This window comes from Marinobacter similis, assembly GCF_000830985.1.
Lineage (GTDB): Bacteria > Pseudomonadota > Gammaproteobacteria > Pseudomonadales > Oleiphilaceae > Marinobacter > Marinobacter similis.
Window position 1 is genome coordinate 3219693 of sequence record NZ_CP007151.1, and the last position, 21785, is coordinate 3241477.

Sequence of the window (21785 nt, forward strand, 5' to 3'; positions counted from 1 at the left end):
GAGTTTTTATGGGAAGCTGGCGGGTAAAGAATCTAGGTGATGCGATGCTGGCGTTCGATCAACAGGCCAGTATTGAAGAGCGTTTGATGTCAGGGTTCGCAGAGGCCGGCCGCCCGGCTGACATGGCTGCATTCATTCGCCATGAATCAGAGGGTCGTTTGCACTGTGACGTTAAACTTTACTTCTCGCCCAAGGCGGATACCTTTGCACAGGAGGTGAACGCCCAACCGTGCCCTAAACCTTCCCCAGACGGTTTGAGTCTGCTTGTTGGCTCCGAGGATTGCTGGCGGTTACTTTTTTCTGAGTTGAGCTACTGATGCCACCCAGGCCCGTCAGCACCAGAGCGGGTTTTGTGATTGAGAGACAAACATGACGATCCAGACACTGCTCGGTATTGATCTTCCCATCATTCAGGCGCCCATGGCGGGAGTGCAGGGATATGAACTCGCCGTGGCAGTGTCCAATGCCGGGGGCCTGGGTTCGTTGCCCTGTGCCATGCTCAGCCCTGACCGCTTGCGCGAGGAGCTTCTGGCTCTGACCGGTCATACGTCACGGCCCTACAACGTGAATTTCTTCTGCCACACGCCACCAGAGCCCGACGTTGAAGCCGAGCGTTTGTGGCGGAAAACGCTCGCACCCTATTTCGACGAGTTGGGTATCGATGCCAGCACCATTTCCTCGCAGGCGGGCAGGGCGCCGTTCAGCGCCGAGATGGCCGATGTACTGGCGGAATTCGAACCGCCGGTGGTGAGTTTCCACTTTGGCCTGCCGGCGCCTGAATTGATGGATCGCATTCGCGGCTGGGGTGGCAAGATTCTGTCCACGGCCACCACGGTAGATGAGGCGCTCTGGCTGGAAGCGCAGGGTGTTGATGCGATTATCGCCCAGGGGCTTGAGGCCGGTGGCCATCGCGGATTCTTCCTGTCTAATGACCTCAATACCCAAATGGGCACCTTTGCCTCATTCCCCAGCTGGTCGACGCGGTGGACGTCCCGGTTATCGCCGCAGGCGGCATTGCCGACGCCCAAGGGGTCCAGGCTGCCATGGCACTTGGTGCCTCCGGGGCTCAAATAGGGACCGCGTTCCTGTTGTGTCCCGAAGCCCAGACCAAACCCGTGCACCGTGCCGCCCTGAAATCCGAGGCCAGCCGGGTTACGGCACTGACCAACCTGTTCAGCGGTGGCGCGGCCCGGGGTATCGTGAATCGAGTGATAAGAGAGTTGGGGCCGATGAATAACACAGCGCCGGTGTTCCCCCTGGCGTCTGCGGCTATCACCCGTTGCGCGCGAAGGCAGAAGCCGACGGCAGTGGCGATTTCTCACCCTTGTGGTCGGGGCAGAATGCCACAGGCTGTAAAGAGGTGCCCGCGGCCATCCTGACGCGAGAGCTGGCGGGTGTGGGCGAGTAAGCAGAGTCGGAATACTCAATGACAGATCAGGTTCTCTATTTCTTTTCCAAGACCAGGAAACAGCGATCCAAACTGTTTATCCGGATGGGTCTGTTTTGCTGGGTGTATGTTATCGGGTTATTGCTCTATGAGGAGTTTGGGGACAAACCGGTGCCCGACGACCTGCATTTGGCCATGGTCATCGCTTTCCCCGTCGCCAGTGCGATTCTGTTTCTGGTTGCCTGGTGGCACCTTCGCAACCCCGCCACCTATCGGGCGATGATCACTCCAGAACGTTTTACCATCGAATACCCCAACTCTGAGTCCTGGTCCTTTGATGTCAATGTTGCTGACATCAAACGCTTCGAATACCGGCAGACCCACTCTCATGCCGGCGAGGGCATTCTGAATCACGGCATTCTCATGAAAGACGGCAGTTTTCATCACATCTCCATGAATTATGGCAACCACATCAAAGAAATGTATGAGGCAATCAAGTCTGTAAGCCCGGAGGTGACGTTTTCATCAAGGGTTAATAAGCGCTTTCAGGGTTTGGGGTTTGATCGGGATTATGAAAAGTAAGAACCTGGACCATTGAACAGAAGAATCGGTACTAGGAAGAGTCGAAGGCTATCTTTGGATGGCGGCAGTGCGCTGCCGACCTTGTAATAGGGTTTTGAGGACCCTATCGATCTTAAGATCTTTTGTATGGAAGCGATCTCGTAACTTAGGGACTTCTACTCCGTGAGCTAAAGGGCGCGATTTCAATATTTTCAGAGCAGCAATTGCTTAGCAGGAGTTAACAAGAGTATTCGCTGAACTGGACGCTAACACACGCACGCGAAGTAGGTGAATGCTCGTGAAAATTTAAAGTCGATGATAAATTTTTTAGACAGTTGTATTTAAATTAATAGTTATTTATTTAAAAAACTCTTATTAAACAAGGTGATTTTATATTTTTAAGCTATCACGGATAGCCACCCCAGTTGGGGTGGCTCTGTTGATAGTCTATGAAAAGTCTGTCAGTTATGCTTTTTGCGACGTGCAAGTCCGAATCCAAGAAGACCTAAGCCAAAGAGAGCGATAGTGGACGGTTCAGGGACTGACGCTACTTCAGTTAAAACGATGTTGTCTACAACCGAGGCTTGACTAGTAGTAGGAGCATTCAGAGTTACGAAAAGTGTGTCAATAAAAACACCTGAAAGGTTGTTGCTTAGATAACTCGTATACGCCGAATCAGCGGAAGTAAGAAATGAATCAATACCCTGAGAAACACCAGAGAGAAAGCCCTCGAAGATAACACTGTCCGAGATATTGAACTGCCACGCAACATCAGCCCCATCAAAAGTGAAGAGGCCATTTAGCACATCGTTTCGAGCTAGGCTGAGAACGCCCCCTGTTCCCGCAAGGCCCTCCATATTAAATGAGTCACCATTGCCCTGAGAATCGCGAAACAACGCGCCCGAAAAAGTATCGTACGTATAGATACCCTCATTGGTTGCGCCAACCGGTGTCCCGTATGAGCCCGGTCCGAAAGTAATGGTTGTGGCATTGGTATGGACGGAGAAAGTTGCAATAAGTGATGCGTAAATAAGAGCTTGGTATATTTTCATAATTTTTTCCTCTGGTTTTAACGGCATTCAGTTCTTTACCATGCATACCTCAGGCCCTTATTTTTATCACTATGAATTCCAATAAGTTACTGGCTAAATTTTTCAATGATCGTTGGTTCTCGTAAAATGTGTAAATAATTTCAACAGGTCTAGTTGTCTATCGTTAACACATTTTGGTGACTTGGAATCATGGGCACTTTTTTGCGCCTTTGGAACGAGTACCAAGGGTCGGTGCATCATTTTCGGCGCATGAATGAACCGGCCCTGAGAATCACGAACGCGGCGCCCCCCGAACCAATAAAGCGCTTTGGCGTCTGCTCCGCACTGGCACCATACTTTGCCGCGAGCTCCACAAAATCCACATAGCCCAATACATTCGGTAGCTCAACTGATGAGTCGCCGCGTAGTCATAAGCCGCCGAACAACTGAAGTGGCATAGGGAAGAGGTGAAAGGCCATATCTGGGCGGTGAAATGGTACTGAAGATCCTGCAAGGCTGCCTGCGGGGCGAATTTAGTCACAAGGCAATACTGAGAAAGTGTTAAAAGTGCAGCTACGGCTTTAACCAAGTCGATAACTGAGGGTTAGAGATGAGTTTCCCCCTCTCAACAAGCCAACCCGCTTCGACAAGCGGGTCGACTCTATTCACCATTCCTACTGATTTCTTTTGCGACGAATGAAAAGCCCCAAGAGGCCCAAAGCCAGGAGATAGGCAGCACCAGGCTCGGGAACAGGTGCAGTTTGATAGCCAAAGCCGACCCGTACGAAATCCCGATAGGATGATTGGGCATCGACATCACCGGAGTTGTCGACACCAACCGATATTGAGCTGTCAGCGAGGAGCGTGTCGAGCAAACTGCCACTGAGAGCGAAGATGAAATCGAGTGTCTGATCCACGCCACCGCCACCCGGGGTCGTATTATTGGAGCTGAGAGATAGACCAGTAATGCTATTGCTGACGATACCTTTCTCGTTAACCTTCAATCTGCCGCCTGAACCATCCAGAGTAATCAGCGCAGTTTCAAACCGTGGATCGGTGTAGTCGCCCCGAGCGCGAAAACGAAAGAAACCGCCGGTGCCGTCACTTTTAGGCAGGCTGTTGAATAAGAAAGAGAAATTTTGGCCATCAGCGGAGATGTTTTGGGATTGACTCAGCGACACCGGCACTGCGTGAGCCGAAAAAGACCATATTCCCAAAATGAGTGCGATACAGAAATTTGTAATTTTCATGTTTTAGTCTCCATACAGCGTTCAAATTCCCTTCATGACATCCAGCTCAAGCAGAATTCGAACCGGATAAAAGCATGTTTCGATTTATCAAAAAGTTAAACTAGAAATGGGCCGAGAAATAATACACACCTCGGTTTTTGTACATGCCTGTGTAAAGGAAACCGACGTTGCGCAGGGAGTTGGCATTTGTACGTGCTGATGAGCGCCTAATAAGCGGCTAATCAGTAATGAAGGGATGTTTTAGTATGCTTTTGAGGTTGTTTATTTTTTGGACACTTGGCGGCGGGGTTCGTCGGTAATTTTACAGCTCAAAATTCATCGCCACTTCCGGCGCCTGGATAAAGTGCCCCTGGAAGTTGCGAATGCCGCATTCCCAGAACCACGATAGCGCTTTGGAGTCTTCCACATGGGTTGCCACGATGGGCAGGCTGGAGCCGAAGATTCCGGTCAGCTGACGCAGTAAGTCTTCCAGCTCCGGCGTCTGCTCGGCACTGGCGCCGTACTTTGCGGCCAGCTTTACAAAATCCACGGTGCCCAGCTCTTTCAGCAGGTCAACCGAGGCCGGGCCGGTTTCGATGTGTTCGATGATCAGTCCGCATTCCATGTCCTGCAACACCTTCAGCACCTTCCTTGTGGTGCCAACATCTTTCATTACGGTGGGGCTTGAGAGCGCCAGGTAGACCCGGCGTTTACCCTTGATGCGGGCGTTACGCATGCCGCTGCTGATGAACGGCACCATCTTCGCCACATCCGCCATCGGGGACGACAGTTTGATGGCCACGGAATGACTGGCGGCAGCTTTGCCCCCCAGTTTGGACAGCCCCTCCACCGCGTGTTCGATCACCCAGCGATCCAGGTCATGGAGGGTTCCGTGGCTGCCTTCGGCCAGTTGAGTCAGGAACTGCCCGGGCAGGTATACGGCGTCGTCTTCATCCACCAGGCGCACCAGGGCCTCGAACAGGGTGTCCCCGGAATCCATGTTAACGATGGGCTGGTAATGCAGGCGGAAAGCACGGGCTTCGAGTAATTCCCGGATCCGTTCGTCCAGCTGGCTGTGATCGGACCGTTCCGGGGCCTGATGCCACACTACGCAGCCGCCATCGGCCTGCATGGCCTCGCCACAAGCCTGTTCCACTTCGAGCAGGGCTTTGTCTTCGTTTATCGCTTCGTTCAGCGGCAGTACGCCCATGCTGAGCGTGACCGGCTTTGGCGGCTCGCCCAGGGTCCAGTTGGGGCTGTTCAGGCGCTGATGGAAGCCCGCCAAAAATGCCTCGGCATCTTCGGTTACCGTTGCATTCAGCTGGAACAAAAAGCTCCCTCCGCCCAATGCGCAGCCTGAGTCATTGGCACCCAATTGATTGGCGAAGTGGCTTTCCATGTGGGCCGTCAGAGAGGCTAGGGCGCGGGCACCATGTTGGGCGCGCAGGTACTCTTCCCGGTCAATTCCCACTTGCACCAGGTAACGGGACCGGTTGTCGGGAGCTGCCTCTACGTAGGCGAGTAGCGTCGCCAGTTCGGTCAGGAAGTAGTCGTGGTTCTGCAGGCTCCGGCTTTCTTTGCGTTGGCTCACCAGATTGATGCGTGCCGTGAGCAGTTGAGCCTGCACCAGGTGATGATGCAGCGCGGTCAGAAAGCGCTGATTGTCCAGCGGTTTGGAAAAGAGCTGGTTGCCGATCATGCTCTGCTGCTCCAACTGTGCGGCTACTTGCTGGGAAGCGGACACAAACAGGATGGGGATGGTCATGTACCGGGCATCCTGACGGAGTACCTGGGCCAGCTCGAAACCCTGGACACCGGGCATTTCATGGTCGAGCACCAGGCGTCCGGCTGGAACTGCTCAATGCGCTCGAGAATCCGTACGGGCTGGGACAGGCCCTCTACCTCATAGCCTTCATCGGTCAGCATGGTCTTGTAGTAGGCGAGCAAATCGGTGTCGTCGTCGACCCAGAGCACGCGCGGTTTTGAGGTGAGGGTGTGATCCAGCAACTGGCCGATGCGGTTTTCCAGTACCCCAAGGTCGAGGGGTTTGGTCAGATAGGTATCGGCGCCGGCGCGCAGGGCCCGCATGCGCGCGACCATGTCGCTCCTGGCGGACATCATGATCACCGGGGTGTTGGCATCTACCTGACATTTCAGGTGTTCCAGCCAGGCAATGCCTTCCAGTGCGCCCTGGGGAAAACTGATGTCGAGCAAAATCAGGTGGTGAAGGTGGTCGTCAGTACGCCGGTTGTAAGCCTCGGGGGTCTCGAAGGTCTCGGCGGTGAAGCCGCGCTGTTCCAACCAGGTTTTCAGGAACGCGGCCTGATTAAGATCATCTTCGATCACGGCAATGCGGTAGTGGTTTTTCGCAGCCGCCGGTGCCGCCTCAGGAGCTGTTTGCGACGGGGTAGTGTTAACCGCCTGATCCACGGCCCGCTCCAGTTTGCCGAGCGAAGCTTCGATTTGATTGCGTTCTGCCGGCGTGGCGTCGGATTTGCTCAGCAGTTGCTGCAACTGGTCTTCCAGCACCCGGGCGGCTTCGCTGATCTCCGGGAATTGGAAGGTGGCGCCGCTGCCCGCCAGCTTGTGGGCGCACTGCTCCATGAAGGTAAGGGCCTTGGCATCCCAGCTGACGTGCTGAAGTCGGCTCCAGGACGCCTGCAGCTCATCCAGGCGGCTGGGTAAACCGAGCACATACTTTTGCTTGAGCGCTTCGTATTTGTGTCCCAAGTCGACGCCTGCCATTACCTAACCTCGTGTGCTGCGCATGGATGATGGACGTGCGTAAGGGGCGATGAATGGAAATGTGTAATCGCGCGCCACTTCGAACGTGTGATACAGGTCTCAAATTTACAGGTTTACGGTATGGATCACGAGAGTCCGACTTAAAAAGTTCGCCGTAATCGTCTTCAAAAACTCTATCAAAGACAGTGCTTTCCCCTACACTGGCGTGATGGACACCGGCCAAGAACAGGGTATTCTTGCCCGCCAGGTAGGTGTCCCCGTGTTCCAGATTGTAGCAGTGGTATCAGGAGTCATTGGATATGGAAGATAATAAGAAGCCCAGGCAGCCCGCTCCAGTGCCGGGCGAGCGCCAGTTTGAATCTCTGCTGTGGGGATCGCGATTGCTGGTGATGCTGGCGGTTATTCCCAGTTTGCTGGGCGCGACGGTGCTGTTTCTGATTGGTACCGCCGACATCATCAAGGTGGTGGCGGATACCTTTGTTTATTATCTGGCGGGTGGCACCCAGGACATCCATGACACGGTGGTGCCCAATATCATCATGGCGGTGGATATCTACCTGATTGCCGTGGTGTTGCTGATTTTTGGCTCCGGCATCTACCGGCTGTTCGTGTCGCCCATCGACCAGGCCGAATCCCAGGCGCCGAATCACCCGTTCAATGTTCATTCCTTTGATCAGCTCAAGGATAAGATCGCCCGGGTGGTCATTCTGGCCGTGATCATCGAATTCTTTCGCGCGGTCGTCGACATCCGGTTTCAGACACCACTGGAGGCTATATACCTTGCCGTGTCGGTACTGGCGCTGGCGGCTAGTCTGTACCTGATGAGTCATGCCCATCGGACCAATGACCACTGAATGGCGATGACTTCTGGCAACAAACCAGCACTGAGGTTGGTATGGCGTTAATTCTGTTTATAAGCGGACTGGTTTTCCTCGTTGTCGGCGCGGAGCTATTGGTGCGGGGTGCGTCTCGCCTGGCGGCCGTGTTGGGTATTTCACCGATCGTGATCGGCTTGACCGTGGTGGCCTTTGGCACCAGTGCACCGGAACTGGCGGTCAGTATTAAATCGGCCTGGGCGGATCAGGCCGGGATTGCGGTCGGCAACGTGGTCGGCAGCAACATTTTCAACGTGCTGTTCATTCTTGGCGTTACTGCACTGATTGTCCCGCTTACCGTCTCTCAGCGGCTGGTGCGCCTGGATGTTCCGATCATGGTCGCACTGTCGATTGTGGTGCTGTTGTTCGCGCTTGATGGACGCATCAGCCAAATCGATGGCGGTTTGCTGGTGATAGCCCTGGTGGTCTACGTCGGTTACGCCATTTACCAGAGCCGTCGGGAAAGTGCCGAGGTAAGGGATGAATACGCTGCCGAGTTCCCGGACCAAAGTGCGGTGTCGCCGAGCTGGCTAAGTAATGTTGCGTTGGTGATTGGCGGGCTGGTCCTGCTAGTGCTGGGCGCGGGCTGGTTGGTGGATGGCGCCATCACCTTTGCCCGTCATCTGGGCATCAGCGAGCTGGTGATCGGACTGACCGTGGTGGCGGCCGGTACCTCATTGCCGGAAGTGGTCACCTCGATCATGGCGGCGCTCCGCGGCGAGCGTGACATCGCCGTTGGCAATGTCGTGGGCAGTAATCTGTTCAACATCATGGGCGTGCTCGGTATTTCCGGGTTGATCGCACCCCACGGTATTGAGATTTCCGCCGCCGCACTGCACTTCGACATACCGGTGATGATTGCCGTGGCGTTTGCCTGCCTGCCCATTCTGTTCACGGGCGGTGTGGTCAGCCGGTGGGAAGCGGTGCTGCTGCTGGGCTACTACGTCGCCTATACGCTGTACCTGGTGCTGGCCGCCAGTCAGCATGATTCCCTGGCCCCGTTCAGCAATGTCATGCTCTATTTCGTGATTCCGCTGACCGCCATTACCCTCGTCACCATCGCCGTGCGCGAGATGCGCAGTAACGGCCGTCGCGGGCCGGCGGGTTAGCAAAACAGGTCAGGCCGCCTGTATCGCCACTTGCGTGCCGTTGAAGGCGGCATTGCCCGTGAGGGCGTCGATGCGCTGGGCATCAGTGACGTCGTTGATGCTGACCCCCGGCTGGGATTCGGCAACGGTCATTCCGGTGTCGGCCCGGTTGTGGCCCCACCCTTGGGGAATGCTGACCACGCCTTCAAACATGTCGTCGTTGATTTCTACCGGCAGTTGAATGCTGCCGGTGGGCGACGCCACCTGCGCCAGCTGTCCGTCATCCAGGCTCAACCTGGCAGCATCGGCGGAATTCATCTGCACTGTGCACGGGTTTTTGCCTTTCACCAGGCGATGAGAATTCTGGGTCCAGGTGTTGTGGCTGCGTGGCAGGCGGCGACTGATCATGGCGAACGGGTAGTCCGGATTCCGGGCCTGGTCCAGCAGTCCGGAGGCGTTCAGCGTTTCAGGTCGTCCAGGTACAGCTGGGGTGCGATGTGGATAAGTCCGTCCTCAGTCTGCAGTCTTTGTTGCAGGCAGGGCTGCAGAGCCCCCAGGTCAACGCCGTGTGGGTTGGCCTTCAGCATGGCCAGGCTCATGCCCTGTTCACCGTAGGCGCCGTGTTTCAGGCCGCCGTCCAGCATCATCTCCGGGGTTACGCCGTCGTCCTCGCGCCCGGTCAGGTGCAGGGACAGATCCCGCAGAATCTCCCAATCGTGTTTCTGGTCCGGTGTCTTCTCGAACATCGGCTCAGAGAACTTGGCGGTGTTGCGCACGGCAAAGGAATTGAAGAACACATCGAAATGGCGCACTTCCAGGCCGGTGGTCGCCGGCAGGATGATGTCCGCGTGGCGGGTGGTCTCGTTCAGGTAGATGTCCACTGACACCATGAAATCGAGGCTGTCGAAGGCCTGCTCCAGGCGGGCGCCGCCGGGGCTGGACAGCACCGGGTTGCCGGCGATGGTAATCATGGCCCGAATCTGACCCTCGCCTGGGGTGAGAATCTCGTCGGCCAGGGTCGCTACCGGGAACTCGCTGTTGAAGTAGGGCAGTTTCCGCACCCGCGACTGGTAGCGGCCGTAAGAGCTGGGTTTGCCTTTCTTGTCGCGCACCAGATCAAACGCGGGCTGGGGGAACATGGCGCCGCCGCGACGATCAAAATTTCCAGTGAGCAGGTTCAGCACGTTGTTCAGCCACTGGCACAAGCCGCCGAACGACTGAGTAGAGGCGCCCATGCGGCTGTAGCAGACCGCACTTTTGGCAGCGGCCATGTCCCGCGCCAGGTTGCGGATGGTGGTGGCGTCGATGCCACAGGCCTCGGCGACTGCTTCGGGGGAATAGGGTTTTACCGCCTCGGCCAGCTGGTCCAGGCCGTCAATGATGGATTCCAGATGGCCCAGATCCACCCGTTGTTCTTCAAATAGGGTGTGCACCAGGGCCAGCATCAGCAGGGCGTCAGTTTCCGGCCGGATGAACAGGTGCTGGTCGGCTTTTTTCGCGGTTTCGGTGCGGCGCGGATCAACCACCACCACGTTGCCGCCCCGGTCCTGGATGGCTTTCAGGCGCTTGCCCACGCCCGGGGCGGTCATCAGGCTGCCGTTGGAGACAATCGGGTTGGCACCGATGATCAGCATGAAATCGGTGTGGTCGATGTCCGGAATCGGGATCAGCATGCCGGCGCCGAGCATATAGTTGGAGGCCACGTGGTGCGGCAATTGGTCGGCAGAAGCGGAGCTGTAACGGTTGTTGGTGCCCAGTGCCTTGAAAAAGCGCGGCAGCATGATGGCGTTGCCAAAGTTGTGGGCGTTGGGGTTACCCAGATAGACCCCGACCGCATCCTGGCCGTGCTCGGCCTGGAGGCCGCGGAAGCGGGTGGCGATTTCGTCGTAGGCCTGCTCCCAGCTGATCTCCTGCCAGCCATCGTTGGTGCGCTTGAGCGGTGTTTTCAGCCGGTCCTTGTCGTTGTAAAAATCCTGCAGCGCCACGGCCTTGGGGCAGATATGGCCCCGGCTGAAAGGATCTTCCTGATCGCCCTTGATCGACAGGATGTTGCCGTCCTGATGCTTTATTTCGAGGCCGCACATGGCTTCGCAAATGTTGCAGGTTCGATAATGGGTCTGGAGGTCGCTCATAGGTCAGGGCTCGGTCACGGTGTTGTTGTTGGGTAACCTGAGTGTGGCACAAGCCCTGGCAAAAGCAGACGGCCAGAAATGACACAAAGTTGGTCATTTCCGCCATAAGCCGTAAAGAGGAACTGACATGGCCACGCAAACGTCTTCCACCGCCGAACACGGGAAACGGTCCCAAAAGGCGTGTAAACGCTGGTCGCAATGGGTCACAAAAAGCAGTCCGACTGGAGGCTACGAAGGATGAGCTGCGGGCGCTGTACCACCGGCATAGTTACCACGGGCGGCCAGGTAATGCACCCAGAGCAGTCGAGCGGCCACCGCCCGCCAGGGTGACCAGGGTTCGGACAATTGTTGTTGCTGATCACGAGTGGGCAGCGTCTCGAGGCCTTTGACGTCCTGCATGGCCGCAGCCAGTGCCAGATCACCCTGAGGCCAGACATCCGGCCGGCGCAGTGCCATCAGGTAGTAGACATCAACGCTCCAGGGCCCGAGGCCAGGTACCGCCAGCAGGGCCTTGCGTCCCTCCGGTTCGGACCACTGAGTCAGTTGCTCCAGCGGCAACTCGCCCTCGTTCACCCGGCGCGCCAGCTCATGACAATATCGGGCTTTCTGCCGGGTCAGTCCCTGGGCTTTGAGGCCAGACTCGCCGGCATGCAGCACAGTCGCAGGTGCCACCCCGCCCAGCGCCTGCTCAAGGCGTTCAAACAGGGTCTTCGCTGCTTTAAGCGAGACCTGTTGTTCCAGGATGATCTGTACCAGGGTGGCGAAGCCGGGCTCCCTGGGCCACAGGGGCGGAGTGCCAAAGCGGGCCAACAGCGGGGCCAGATCGGGGTCCATCGCGGCCAGAGCTTCGGCGCCCTGGCGCAGCCGGTCTTCGGTGAGCGGTGCGTCAGAGTTCAAAAATCAGGCCCTCATCGGCGGGAACCCGTCCTTCACACACCTCCGGGTACACCTTGGCCAGATCGTGCAGCCCCGACACCTTTCTAAGCGTCAGCCACTGCCGGCTCTGGACTGCTGTATTCCTAATAAACGCTGAAGTCTTGCGGGTGAATTCGTCCGGACCCCAGTCCTTCATCCGCTTCTGAATGTGGCTGGGGGCGAAAAAGAACTCACTGCGGTCCCGGTTCACACCCGCACCTGGCTGGGTTTCGTTCCAGTGGGTTAGGCCAACGTTGATGCAGTGCACCATATTTTCGCCCAGATGTTGGTGCAGCTGCCCAAGGATTTCGCCGCTACCGGACATATCCACCACTACGGTGGGCTTGGTGGCGTCGATCTCGGTCAGCGCCGGGTAACTGAGGCTCTGATCGTACAGGCCCAGATCGCGCACCAACTCCAGGTTGTGCTCGGAGGTGAGGGCTAAAACCGGCGGTGCCGAATCGTCAGCCTGCAGGGCGTAGGCCAGGCCGATGCTGGTCTTGCTGGAGGCGCTTAGCAGCACTACCTGGCTGGCGCCATACCAGTCATTGACTTGCAGTTGGTCCCAGAGACAGTACGAGGTGATGTACAGCGGCCACAGCAGCATGCGTTCGTCGTCGCTGGCGCGATCATAGCCGGGCTCCGCGCCCACTCGGGTGTAACTGTTGTAGGCAATGGGCAGCTTGGCGCGATGAGGAGCGCCGTCCAGCAGGCGTTGATCGGTGATGCCCGCCGGTGTGATGGCCAGGTAGCTCGCGGTTGGGAAGTAGCCAAACAGCCGGTCACCGACCGGCACCTCTTCGACGTTCGAGGCGACCACCTCGGCAAAGCCCCACACCGGAATAATGCCCCATTCGTCGTCCGGGTCCTCGGAGGGCGGAAAGAACTGCCAATACCCGAGCTGGTCACCGGCCGCGGCGTAAGTAATGTTGTTGGCGGTGAACGAGAATCGGTCGATTTTGACCACGATCTCGCCATCGCCGGGGCTTGGCATATCTTCGGTCGCGGGGCTGGTGATCAGCCGGTGTTTGGAAAAGTGGTTCCTTAATACCTGGAACTCGGCCATCTCGACTCTCCTTTCTGCGGTCTTACCTAACCCCTATGACTGGCGAAACCGTTTAATCCGCCGCGTTTACTTCCAGTCGTCGTCGGCTTTTTCCTGAGCTTCAAGCTCGGCTTTGCGCTTGCGGATCTTGGCCATTTTTTCGTCAGAGATTTTCATGCTGTGGGCTGAATCACGCAGGATCATGAGGCCGCCGACAATCAGGGCCAGGGCAACGATAACAAATACCCATCCAATGACTGGCATATGCGGGACTCTCCTTGGAGCTTGTCCGTGGGGTGAGTCTTAATAGTGAACCAGAGCGCCAAGGTTCGGCAACCAATGCATGAGGCTGGCTTTTGTATCAGGTTTGGAAATGTTAGGAGTGTTAATAATTGTCAAGTTTTATCGCTAAGGCCAGGTTTGAAAAGCGGGAATGCTACAATGAGGCTAATCCCTATTCTCGCTTACCTGCTGAATTGAGAGTCTTGACCGCAAGGCTCGTTAACGGAACTGACAGCCTATGCCGAATTTTTCGGTGCATCGCGTGAAACCATCTCTGAGCGATCTCGTCCGGCTCCGGCTGTTTATCCTGACCGGTGGCGTGCTGATTGCCCTGTTCATGATTGGTGATCTAGAGTTGCTGCCGGCTGAGTTGGAGCGTAGTTATCTCGGCAATCGGCTGTTTGCGCAGCTCCCGATTATCTTTGCGCTGCTGGCGTTCAGCTTCCATCCCCTGTTTCTGCGGTTCAAGCAACCTGCAGTTCTAGTCGCCACAGTGGCCCTGACTTACGCCAACTACTTCCTCATCTACCGTTGCTGGCAATTGGCGGGCTTCAGTTTTCCCTACGAAGGTACCTTGCTATACGCATTCTTTGGCTTCTTCGTAATGGGCATGAATTTTGGCTATGCATTGGCGCTTATGTTGCTGAGTTCGCTCGGTTTCCTGGCGCTGATGCTGGTTCATCCGGTGTACGGCGATCGCACGATGATCAATGCCGGCTTTGTGCTGGCGTCCTTGTTTATTGGCGTTATTGGGCGGCACCGGCTGGATCACTTACTGGGTCAGCTCCAGGATGCAAATCGCAAGCTGGTGCGTCTCAGCACCACCGACGCCCTGACCGCTCTGTTCAATCGGCGGGCGTTGATGACCGAATCTGAAAAACTGTTCTCCCTGCTACAGCGGTCCGGCCAGACGGTAGCCGTGTTCATGCTGGATCTTGACTTCTTCAAGCAGTTCAACGATCACTATGGCCATCAGGAAGGGGACAAGGCGATTCGGATCCAGGCCGATATCATGCGGGAAGTGTTTCGGCGTCAGACCGATGTGCTTGGACGCTACGGTGGTGAGGAGTTTCTGGTGGTTGCGCCCGGGCTCAGTGCTGCGGAATGCCAGGTCAAGGCTAGGGAAGTGCTGCAAGCCTGGCAGCAGCGAGCTGTACCCAATGCAGGTAGCCCCGATCACCGGTTGTTGAGCTGTTCGATTGGTATCTGCCACGGCTCTGCGGTGAACCTTTCATCGCTGCACGAGGCCATTCAGTTGGCGGATGAGGCTCTTTACCAGGCCAAGAACAATGGCCGGGCCACCTACGCGGTCGCTGCATCCGCCGTCTCGGCTGCGGCTGCGCCGATTGGCACCGAGGAGCAGCGGTTATGAGCCCGGAAGAGTGGCAGACCGTGCTCGATACCATCCCGGATGTGCGGGATGGCCTGACTCGCACCGAGCGGCTGATTCTCTACGTTATCCACGAAACCCAGCGTGAACTGGACGGGCGCAACGTACCCACCGCCATGCTCTACGGCCGGGTGCTTGAGTACGTCGACCTGAGCGTGGCGGAGCTACACGGCTACCTCGACCGGCTGGGTGTCAAAGGCGACGGCTACTCCAACCCCGTGAATCGCCGATAAACGCAGCAGCAGTGGCCTGACCGAACTATGCTCAGAGGAGTTGGCAACGACCCGGAGCGAGAGGCCTGTCATGCGTATCGAGAGCATCGCGGTATACACCGCCGATCTACCTATGCCGGTAAGGCTTACGCATTTGCCGGGGGCCGGTCCCATCAGGCTTTTCTGAGCACCGTAGTCGTGCTGACCACTGACACCGGGTTGATGGGCTATGGAGAAGTCTGCCCCTGTGGCCCGAACTATATGCCGGCCTTCGCCGAGGGCCTGCCTTCGTGCCTGTCGGTGCTTGCCTCCGCTGTTCTGGGTGAAGATCCGTGCCACATCACCCGTATCCACGAACGTATGGAACAGGCGCTCAACGGCCAGGCCGTGGCCAAGGCCGCCATCGATATTGCCTGTTGGGATTTGCTGGGCAAGGCAGCCGGCCTGCCGGTGTATGTCCTGCTCGGCGGATTGCTGACCCCATCCATGCCGTTGCATAGAATTGTACCGCTGGCGGAACCTGCGGAGATGGAGGAGACGCTGAGCCGTTATCGTGCTGAGGGGTTCCGACATATCCAGATCAAGCTTGGTCACAGTGTCGAGGAAGACATTGAGCTGATGCTGACCCTGGGCCGAAAGAAACAGCCAGACGAAATCTGGATCGGCGACATCAATTGCGGCTGGCGACGGGATCAGGCCCTGCGGTTTTCCCGGGCGCTGGAAGGGCTGGACCTGTACCTGGAACAACCCTGCCGCAGTTACGAGGAGTGCCTGTCAATCCGGCAGCGGGCCCGGCACCCACTGAAGCTGGATGAGAGTCTCAACTCCCTGGCCGATGTGCGTCGCGCCATTCGGGACGACGCCATGGATGCCATGGCGTTAAAAGTCAGCAAGTTTGGTGGCCTGACCCCGTCCCGGGTGATTCGTGATGTCTGTGTCGACGCCGGCATTGCCCTGACCATTGAGGACGCCTGGGGCAGTGGTATTGCCACCGCCGCCTACGCCCATCTGGCCGCCAGTACCCCGGCCCGGACCTTGCTGAACACCACCGACCTGCACAACTACAACACTGTTCAGTTGGCAGACGGAGCACCCGAGGTGTCGTCCGGCCGGATGACCCTGAGTGACCGGCCAGGGTTGGGCGTAACCCCGGATTTCAAAGCCCTGTCATTGCACGACGTGTACGAATAACCCAACCGCTCTTCGCATCGGTCTGCTGCCAACTATACTTCTTGAATTCGCTGTCGTTGAAGCGCAGGCATGGAGGACGGTCCAGTGCACCAGATCCTGATAGGCAAGGGCGAACAGCCGGTACATCTGCTCGGCCAGTATGGCAATCGCCATGGCTTGATCGCTGGCGCGACCGGCACGGGCAAGACCATTACCATGATGGTTCTGGCGGAAGGTTTTTCCCGCATGGGGGTGCCGGTATTCATTGCAGATGTGAAGGGCGATGTGGCTGGCCTGTCGCAGGCTGGCGAGCCCAGCGAAAAGCTGCAAACTCGCGCCGCGGAAATCGGTGTGCAGGGTTATATGGCCGAGGCGAGCCCGGTGGTGTTCTGGGATTTGTACGGCAAACTCGGGCATCCGGTTCGCACCACCATCAGTGAAATGGGGCCGAGTTTGCTCGCGCGCGTGCTGGAACTGAACGATACCCAAACCGGCGTGCTTGAGGTGGTGTTCCGCGTGGCTGACGATCAGGGTCTGTTGTTGCTGGATTTGGAGGATCTGAGGGCTTTGCTGGGCCTGGTTGCCGAGACCCGTAAAGAAATCTCGAAAACCTATGGCTGGTAAGCTCGCAATCTATTTCTGCCATTCAGCGAAGCCTGCTGGCATTGGAGCGTAGCGGTGGCGATCTGATGTTTGGCGAGCCGGCGTTGGATCTCAATGATTTTATGGGTGTCACTCTCAGCGGCCGGGGCGTCGTCAATATATTTGCCGCCGATCAGCTGGTGCTCAAGCCCCGTCTCTATTCCAGTTTCCTGCTCTGGTTGCTATCCGAGTTGTTTGAGAATTTGCCTGAGGTAGGCGACTCCGATAAACCCCGGATGGTGTACTTCTTCGATGAAGCGCATTTACTCTTCGACGATGCTCCCCGAGTTCTCTTGAAACGGGTGGAACAAGTAGTGCGCCTGATTCGCTCAAAGGGCGTTGGCATCTATTTCTGTTCCCAGTTTCCAGACGATCTGCCGGGTGAAGTTCTCGGTCAGCTTGGGAACAGAGTCCAGCACGCCCTCAGGGCGTTTACGCCCCGTGACCAGAAAGCAGTGAAAACCGCCGCGGAAACCTTTGCGGTCAATCCGGATTTGGATGTCACCCGGGTGATCTCGGCACTGGGTGTGGGTGAGGCGCTGGTGTCTACGCTCCAGGGAAAAGGTGTTCCCATGCCGGTGGAGCGTACCCGAATCGCACCGCCTCGCTGTCGAATGGGGCCGATAAGTGATGAGGAAAGGGCCTTGGTCCGCAGTCGGAGCCCTGTCGGTGGTCGCTACGACACGGCCATTAACAGGGAGTCGGCCCATGAGATTTTGACCCAACGCGCCGAGCAGGCGATCAAGGCAGCGGAGGAACAAGGCGTTCCGGTCAAGCCGACGGCGCCGGATAGCAATCCGCTGAGCGACGTTTTGTGGGGCAAGGGCCGTCGACAGGGTGTGGTTGAAGCCATGGCCAAGTCGGCGGCGCGCTCGGTGGGCAGTCAGTTGGGGCGGCAGATCCTCCGGGGGCTACTGGGTGGCATACTGGGCGGCTCTCGCCGCCGGTAAATCCTGCTTCACCGTGTCTCGATCGACCTGAAATCATCGACGATGTCGCCAACTTGCAAGCAGTCGGCTTCGTGCCTGGGTTCGATCCAGGGTTCCGCCAGTGCCTGTTCGGCCCAGGCCTGCATGCCCGGTTGCGCCAGCATGTGCTGGATGTACTCGGCCATGGCGGGGCTGCGGTCCAGGCCATAGGTTTCAAAGCGGAACACCACCGGGGCGAAGAAGGCGTCCACGGCGGTGAAACGGTCTCCGGCCAGAAACGGTCCGCCAAACCGGTTCAGGCCTTCCAGCCAGATGGCGGCAATGCGTTCGACATCCCGGGCCAGTTCTGCCGGCACGCTGTTCAGGCGTACTTTTACGCCGATGTTCATGGAGCAAAATTCCCGCAGGGCCGGAAAGCCGGAGTGCATCTCGGCACAGACACTGCGGGCCCATGCCCGGGCCACCGGATCGGCGGGCCAGACTTCAGAGTGGCGTTCCGCCAGGTGGTCGGTAATGGCAAGGGAATCCCAGACGTGCAGGCTTCCGTCTTGCAGCGCAGGCACCTTGCCGCTGCCACCCTCGTCCCGGAAAGCTTTCCATGCCGTCGGGTCGCCGAACGGAATCAGCTTTTCCTCGAATGGCAGTCCCAGCTCGGTCATCAACAACCAGGCCCGCAGGGACCACGAGGAATAGTTCTTGTTGGCGATGTAGAGGGTGGTCATAAAGGGTCTCCGAAGTCAGTGTTTCCAGAAAGGTTTGTAGGCTTCCTCACCGAGAGTGCCTGCCGGCACGCCGATGTCCTTTTCGATCAGTGCAACGTCCATTTCCATCAGTTGCCGGCGCAGTGCCGACCGTTGGCGAGCCCGCTGCCACCATTGATGCAGTATAGCGACCACGGTTCTCTGCATTTCGATCGGCCGGTGCTGGCACGCGCGCAGGGCATCGCAGGCGGCGTTCAGTTGGCTGTCGGTGAGGCTGGTATTGAAGCTGCTGTGAGTGTTCATCTCGTGCTTCCTCTCGTTGAGCGCGTTGCGTTATGCTGAACGCGTACTCTATGGAAAACACTCTAGGTGCTATTACATCATGGGGTCTATCAGTATTCTTTTGACAGAGCGTTCGTAAAATATGAATGCCATGAACCTGAAGCTGGATCGCCTGAAATCCTTCGTTCTGGTGGCGGAGGAGAGCAACCTCACCCGGGCGGCCCAGCGTCGCCACAGCACGCCCTCGGCCGTCAGTGAGCATCTGAAGCAGCTTGAGGCGGCGCTCGGCGTCCGGTTGTTTGACCGCAACAGCCAGGGCATGGCGCTGACCCCCGAAGGCGAGCTGTTGCTGGGGCCGGCGCGCAAGGCTTTGGGGGGCGTTGAAGAAATGGCGGATCTGGCTCGTCAGCTGGGCCAGCACCAGTCGGTGTCCATCACCGTTGGTATCAACGCGCCCCCGGAGCATTTGCGGGTCGATCGACTGATTCAGCTGTGTGCCCGCACCTTGCCATCGGTGTCGCTGGAGCTGCGTACCATCTCATCCAATGTCATTGTTGATAAGGTTGCCAGCGGCGAGCTGGACTGCGGTTTCGTCTACGGTGAGTGGCACAACCCTCAGCTGGATTTCCAGTACCTGATGGAGGTGCCGGTGTCGGTGATCGGGCCGGCGGACACGTTGTTGCAGGCATTGCCCAGCGATCCTGCCGAGGTCATGGCGCTACCCTGGATTTGGCCCACCAACTGCTGCCCGTTCTATGGCATGTTGCAGCAGTTGATGGGGCCGGAGTGGCAGCGTTCGAGGCGCGTGGCAACTTCCGAGGATGAGTACACCGCGCTGGCCATGGTGTCGGCTGGGCTGGGTTACGGCCTGGTGGAGCACTCACTGGCCACCGAATGGGCCAGCCGCAACAAGGTGGTTGAGTTCAAGGAGTCGGCACTGGGCACCACCCTGAGCTTTTGCAGCCATCGCTACCCGGAGCGCAATGGCTCGATGATTCGGCAGCTGGTGGCCCTGGTGGTTGATCAGTTGTTTGCCGATGAGCTGGGCAACTAGCGCTGGCGGTCGTCGGCCATCGCTAACTGCCCAACATCAGCAGCGTTTACAGATAAGCCGGGGTTCCGGCTTTTCGGACCGCCAGCCAGGCTACTGCAACCGCCGGAACAATCAGCAGGGCGCTGATCAGCGACAGCTCCAGATTGCTCAGTGGCACCGGGCCGCCGCCGGGTATGGCCAGCAGCAGGCCGCCGGTTAACAGCGACAACCTCACCGGCCACTGCAGGTGTTTGCTGAGGGTCAGATTACCCACACCTAACAGATAGCCCTGAATCGAGCCTGCAATTAACAGTACACCCGCCATTGCCTGAGTGATCACCACCAGAATCTCATCCCAGCTGCCCTGGAAAATCAGCGCAGGGTTCAGCACGAACAGGAACGGAATGAAGTAGATCACACTGCCCAGACGCATCGCCTGAATCCCGGTTTCCATGGGGCGGGAGCCGGCGACCGTGGCCGCGGCAAAAGCACCCAGCGCTACCGGTGGGGTAATGAAACTGAGCATGCCCCAGTACAGGATGAACAGATGCACCGCCAGCGGATCCATGCCGCCGCCGTTGATCAGGGCCGGCGCCAGTGCCACTGCCAGGAAGATATAAGCGGCGGTCACCGTCATGCCGATGCCGAGGATAAAGCTGGTCAACGCGCCCATCATCAGCAGCACCAGAGTATTGCCGCCGGCCAGGAAGATCAGATCGTTGGCGATGGTGCCGGACAGGCCGGTTACCGAGAGGGCTCCGACCAAGAGGCCGACGCCGGCCAGAATGGCGATGAGTTCGGCAAACAGCTTGCCGGAGCTGGAGAAGAAGTCTTTCACCTGCTGCCAGCCCCAGCGCTGGTAGGGCAGGATCTGGTTGATCACCAGCAGCAGCGCGGTGGCGTAGAAGGGCGCGGTGGCCTCCTGGCGCAGGAAAAACAACAGCCAGATCAGCAGCGCGAACACGAAGATGAAATACCAGCCTTCTTTTAAGGTCTGCCGGATCGACGGAAGTTCATCCGCGGGCAGGCCTTTCAGGTCATGGCGGGCCGCGTAGGCATCGATCTGGATGAACAGGCCGAGGAAATAGAGCACCGAGGGTACCGCCGCCGCCAGGGCGATGGTGCCGTAGGGAATATTCAAAAAGGCAGCCATGATGAACGCAGTGGCGCCCATTACTGGCGGCATCAGCACACCACCGGTGGAGGCGCAGGCCTCAACGCCGGCGGCGTAGGATTTACTGAAGCCGACCTTGCGCATGGCGGGAATGGACAGTACGCCGGTGGTCAGCACGTTGGTGATTACGCTGCCGCTCATGGAGCCCATCAGCCCGCTGGAGAACACCGCAACTTTAGCGGGGCCGCCGCGAACATGGCCGAGCAGGGCAAAAGCCAGGTTGATAAAGAACTTGCCGCCGCCGGTCTGTTGCAGCGCCACCCCGAACAGCAGAAAGCCAATCACCAGGTTGGCAAACGCCTGCAGCGGAATACCCATCACGCTCTCACGGCTCATGGCGTGATAGATGGCGGTTTGCTCGGGTGTAGAGGGAAAGCCCTGAATCGGGCCTGGCACCAGGTCGGCAAAGATCGGATAGATACTGGCGATCGCCACGATGGTGGCAATGGGCAATCCGCCGGCGCGACGCACCGCTTCAATGATTACCACCCAGAGCAGGAAGCTCATCACCATGCGTAGTCGGGGGCGGCATATTCCCAACCCCGATCGAGAATCTGTTCGGCATTGAACACGAAGAAGCCGCAAATTCCCGTGGTCGCCAGAAACAGCAGCACGTCGTACCAGGGCACCCGAGTGCGGGATGAATGCCGGTTCATCGGCCAGAGCACGTAAACCAGGGGCAGCATCAGTGTCACCACGGTGTAGAAAAACTGACTTTCGACCTGGGTGACAAAGTTGATCAGCTGAAGGTTGAACAGGTAGTCCAGGGTCAGCAGCGTCAGGATGACTGTGGCCAGCCGGGGAATCCAGAGCCAGAAGCCCGTAAGCTGGCGGATGCCGGATATGTTCTCCGGGGGTGACGGTTGTTCAGTTTCAGGATGCATGACGGGTAACTCCGAACACGTAATAGGCAGCAGGGCGGGCAATCAGGTGTGAGCCGGAGCAAACGGGCGGTTTGCCCC

Annotated in this window: 19 protein-coding genes and 3 pseudogenes; 10 read left to right on the forward strand and 12 right to left on the reverse strand. The window is 57.8% G+C overall.

All coding sequences use genetic code 11. The annotated features are described in order from the left end of the window. Positions 1–8: 8 nt before the first annotated feature. The 3 genes and pseudogenes from AU14_RS14910 (at position 9) to AU14_RS14920 (ending at position 1969) form a co-directional block, all read left to right on the forward strand. On the forward strand, positions 9–317 hold the full coding sequence (locus AU14_RS14910) for a hypothetical protein (protein ID WP_041342053.1): 309 nt from the start codon (positions 9–11) through the stop codon (positions 315–317). Positions 318–369: 52 nt separating this feature from the next. After that, positions 370–1408, forward strand: a pseudogene (locus AU14_RS14915) (NAD(P)H-dependent flavin oxidoreductase). An 18-nt stretch (positions 1409–1426) separates the two neighbouring features. Beyond that, positions 1427–1969 (forward strand): hypothetical protein, encoded by a 543-nt coding sequence (locus tag AU14_RS14920; RefSeq protein WP_041342056.1) that lies wholly within the window; start codon positions 1427–1429, stop codon positions 1967–1969. Positions 1970–2409: 440 nt separating this feature from the next. On the opposite strand, the gene AU14_RS14925 is transcribed toward AU14_RS14920, so the two are convergent. From AU14_RS14925 to AU14_RS14940, 4 genes are all read right to left on the reverse strand, one after another. After that, on the reverse strand, positions 2410–3000 hold the full coding sequence (locus tag AU14_RS14925) for a PEP-CTERM sorting domain-containing protein (protein WP_041342059.1): 591 nt from the start codon (positions 2998–3000) through the stop codon (positions 2410–2412). A gap of 653 nt (positions 3001–3653) precedes the next feature. Beyond that, positions 3654–4229, reverse strand: a complete 576-nt coding sequence (locus AU14_RS14930) for a PEP-CTERM sorting domain-containing protein (protein ID WP_041342062.1) — start codon at positions 4227–4229, stop codon at positions 3654–3656. A 301-nt stretch (positions 4230–4530) separates the two neighbouring features. Continuing rightward, complete coding sequence (locus tag AU14_RS14935; protein ID WP_148312759.1) at positions 4531–6045, reverse strand: EAL domain-containing protein; 1515 nt, start codon at positions 6043–6045, stop codon at positions 4531–4533. Beyond that, positions 5970–6953, reverse strand: a complete 984-nt coding sequence (locus tag AU14_RS14940) for a response regulator (protein ID WP_094191226.1) — start codon at positions 6951–6953, stop codon at positions 5970–5972. The genes AU14_RS14935 and AU14_RS14940 overlap by 76 nt, the downstream gene beginning before the upstream one ends. A 299-nt stretch (positions 6954–7252) precedes the next feature. Here AU14_RS14940 and AU14_RS14945 point away from each other — a divergent pair, with 299 nt between their 5' ends. Continuing rightward, complete coding sequence (locus tag AU14_RS14945; RefSeq protein ID WP_094191227.1) at positions 7253–7807, forward strand: YqhA family protein; 555 nt, start codon at positions 7253–7255, stop codon at positions 7805–7807. A 41-nt stretch (positions 7808–7848) separates the two neighbouring features. Then, positions 7849–8937: a calcium/sodium antiporter gene (locus AU14_RS14950; RefSeq protein ID WP_041342071.1), complete on the forward strand. Its 1089-nt coding sequence runs from the start codon at positions 7849–7851 to the stop codon at positions 8935–8937. 9 nt (positions 8938–8946) lie between these two features. Here the strand turns inward: AU14_RS14950 and AU14_RS14955 are convergent. The 4 genes and pseudogenes from AU14_RS14955 to AU14_RS19160 all read right to left on the reverse strand — a co-directional run bounded on the left by AU14_RS14955 (position 8947) and on the right by AU14_RS19160 (position 13272). Then, a pseudogene (locus tag AU14_RS14955) lies at positions 8947–11048 on the reverse strand (molybdopterin-dependent oxidoreductase). Between the two features lie 228 nt (positions 11049–11276). After that, the gene (locus tag AU14_RS14960) at positions 11277–11945 is read right to left on the reverse strand and encodes a DNA-3-methyladenine glycosylase family protein (protein ID WP_236744123.1); all 669 of its coding nucleotides are present in this window, start codon (positions 11943–11945) and stop codon (positions 11277–11279) included. Then, positions 11935–13029, reverse strand: a complete 1095-nt coding sequence (locus AU14_RS14965; RefSeq protein ID WP_041342074.1) for a DUF2855 family protein — start codon at positions 13027–13029, stop codon at positions 11935–11937. Before AU14_RS14965 ends, AU14_RS14960 begins: the two co-directional genes overlap by 11 nt. A 66-nt stretch (positions 13030–13095) precedes the next feature. After that, a complete protein-coding gene (locus tag AU14_RS19160) occupies positions 13096–13272 on the reverse strand; it encodes a DUF2897 family protein (RefSeq protein ID WP_094191228.1) in 177 nt (58 codons plus the stop codon). A gap of 280 nt (positions 13273–13552) precedes the next feature. On the opposite strand from AU14_RS19160, the gene AU14_RS14970 reads away from it, so the two are divergent. The 4 genes and pseudogenes from AU14_RS14970 to AU14_RS14985 all read left to right on the forward strand — a co-directional run bounded on the left by AU14_RS14970 (position 13553) and on the right by AU14_RS14985 (position 17654). Further along, a complete protein-coding gene (locus AU14_RS14970) occupies positions 13553–14662 on the forward strand; it encodes a GGDEF domain-containing protein (RefSeq protein WP_158498326.1) in 1110 nt (369 codons plus the stop codon). Further along, positions 14659–14913 carry a hypothetical protein gene (locus tag AU14_RS14975; RefSeq protein ID WP_041342077.1) on the forward strand — a complete coding sequence of 85 codons (255 nt, stop codon included), beginning with the start codon at positions 14659–14661 and terminating at the stop codon, positions 14911–14913. The genes AU14_RS14970 and AU14_RS14975 overlap by 4 nt, the downstream gene beginning before the upstream one ends. A 27-nt stretch (positions 14914–14940) precedes the next feature. Beyond that, on the forward strand, positions 14941–16083 hold the full coding sequence (locus tag AU14_RS14980) for a mandelate racemase/muconate lactonizing enzyme family protein (RefSeq protein WP_236744124.1): 1143 nt from the start codon (positions 14941–14943) through the stop codon (positions 16081–16083). A gap of 69 nt (positions 16084–16152) precedes the next feature. Continuing rightward, positions 16153–17654, forward strand: a pseudogene (locus tag AU14_RS14985) (helicase HerA-like domain-containing protein). Positions 17655–17662: 8 nt separating this feature from the next. Here the strand turns inward: AU14_RS14985 and AU14_RS14990 are convergent. Continuing rightward, positions 17663–18355 carry a glutathione S-transferase family protein gene (locus AU14_RS14990; protein ID WP_041342080.1) on the reverse strand — a complete coding sequence of 231 codons (693 nt, stop codon included), beginning with the start codon at positions 18353–18355 and terminating at the stop codon, positions 17663–17665. Between the two features lie 15 nt (positions 18356–18370). After that, entirely contained in the window at positions 18371–18637 is a 267-nt protein-coding gene (locus AU14_RS14995) for a DUF1127 domain-containing protein (protein WP_041342083.1), read from the reverse strand. 121 nt (positions 18638–18758) lie between these two features. On the opposite strand from AU14_RS14995, the gene AU14_RS15000 reads away from it, so the two are divergent. Then, the gene (locus tag AU14_RS15000) at positions 18759–19670 is read left to right on the forward strand and encodes a LysR family transcriptional regulator (protein ID WP_041342086.1); all 912 of its coding nucleotides are present in this window, start codon (positions 18759–18761) and stop codon (positions 19668–19670) included. Positions 19671–19716: 46 nt separating this feature from the next. On the opposite strand, the gene AU14_RS15005 is transcribed toward AU14_RS15000, so the two are convergent. Then, positions 19717–21336 carry a TRAP transporter permease gene (locus tag AU14_RS15005; protein ID WP_236744125.1) on the reverse strand — a complete coding sequence of 540 codons (1620 nt, stop codon included), beginning with the start codon at positions 21334–21336 and terminating at the stop codon, positions 19717–19719. Next, positions 21330–21707 (reverse strand): hypothetical protein, encoded by a 378-nt coding sequence (locus AU14_RS22030; protein ID WP_236744126.1) that lies wholly within the window; start codon positions 21705–21707, stop codon positions 21330–21332. Before AU14_RS22030 ends, AU14_RS15005 begins: the two co-directional genes overlap by 7 nt. Between the last annotated feature and the right edge of the window lie 78 nt (positions 21708–21785).

Excerpts from the sequence above, each read along its gene's own strand:
- AU14_RS14910 (WP_041342053.1), top strand. The coding sequence starts at position 9 with ATGGGAAGCTGGCGGGTAAAGAATCTAGGTGATGCGATGCTGGCGTTC.
- AU14_RS14920 (WP_041342056.1), top strand. The coding sequence starts at position 1,427 with ATGACAGATCAGGTTCTCTATTTCTTTTCCAAGACCAGGAAACAGCGA.
- AU14_RS14925 (WP_041342059.1), bottom strand. The coding sequence starts at position 3,000 with ATGAAAATATACCAAGCTCTTATTTACGCATCACTTATTGCAACTTTC.
- AU14_RS14930 (WP_041342062.1), bottom strand. The coding sequence starts at position 4,229 with ATGAAAATTACAAATTTCTGTATCGCACTCATTTTGGGAATATGGTCT.
- AU14_RS14940 (WP_094191226.1), bottom strand. The coding sequence starts at position 6,953 with ATGGCAGGCGTCGACTTGGGACACAAATACGAAGCGCTCAAGCAAAAG.
- AU14_RS14945 (WP_094191227.1), top strand. The coding sequence starts at position 7,253 with ATGGAAGATAATAAGAAGCCCAGGCAGCCCGCTCCAGTGCCGGGCGAG.
- AU14_RS14950 (WP_041342071.1), top strand. The coding sequence starts at position 7,849 with ATGGCGTTAATTCTGTTTATAAGCGGACTGGTTTTCCTCGTTGTCGGC.
- AU14_RS14965 (WP_041342074.1), bottom strand. The coding sequence starts at position 13,029 with ATGGCCGAGTTCCAGGTATTAAGGAACCACTTTTCCAAACACCGGCTG.
- AU14_RS19160 (WP_094191228.1), bottom strand. The coding sequence starts at position 13,272 with ATGCCAGTCATTGGATGGGTATTTGTTATCGTTGCCCTGGCCCTGATT.
- AU14_RS14975 (WP_041342077.1), top strand. The coding sequence starts at position 14,659 with ATGAGCCCGGAAGAGTGGCAGACCGTGCTCGATACCATCCCGGATGTG.
- AU14_RS14980 (WP_236744124.1), top strand. The coding sequence starts at position 14,941 with ATGCTCAGAGGAGTTGGCAACGACCCGGAGCGAGAGGCCTGTCATGCG.
- AU14_RS14990 (WP_041342080.1), bottom strand. The coding sequence starts at position 18,355 with ATGACCACCCTCTACATCGCCAACAAGAACTATTCCTCGTGGTCCCTG.
- AU14_RS14995 (WP_041342083.1), bottom strand. The coding sequence starts at position 18,637 with ATGAACACTCACAGCAGCTTCAATACCAGCCTCACCGACAGCCAACTG.
- AU14_RS15000 (WP_041342086.1), top strand. The coding sequence starts at position 18,759 with ATGAATGCCATGAACCTGAAGCTGGATCGCCTGAAATCCTTCGTTCTG.
- AU14_RS15005 (WP_236744125.1), bottom strand. The coding sequence starts at position 21,336 with ATGGTGATGAGCTTCCTGCTCTGGGTGGTAATCATTGAAGCGGTGCGT.
- AU14_RS22030 (WP_236744126.1), bottom strand. The coding sequence starts at position 21,707 with ATGCATCCTGAAACTGAACAACCGTCACCCCCGGAGAACATATCCGGC.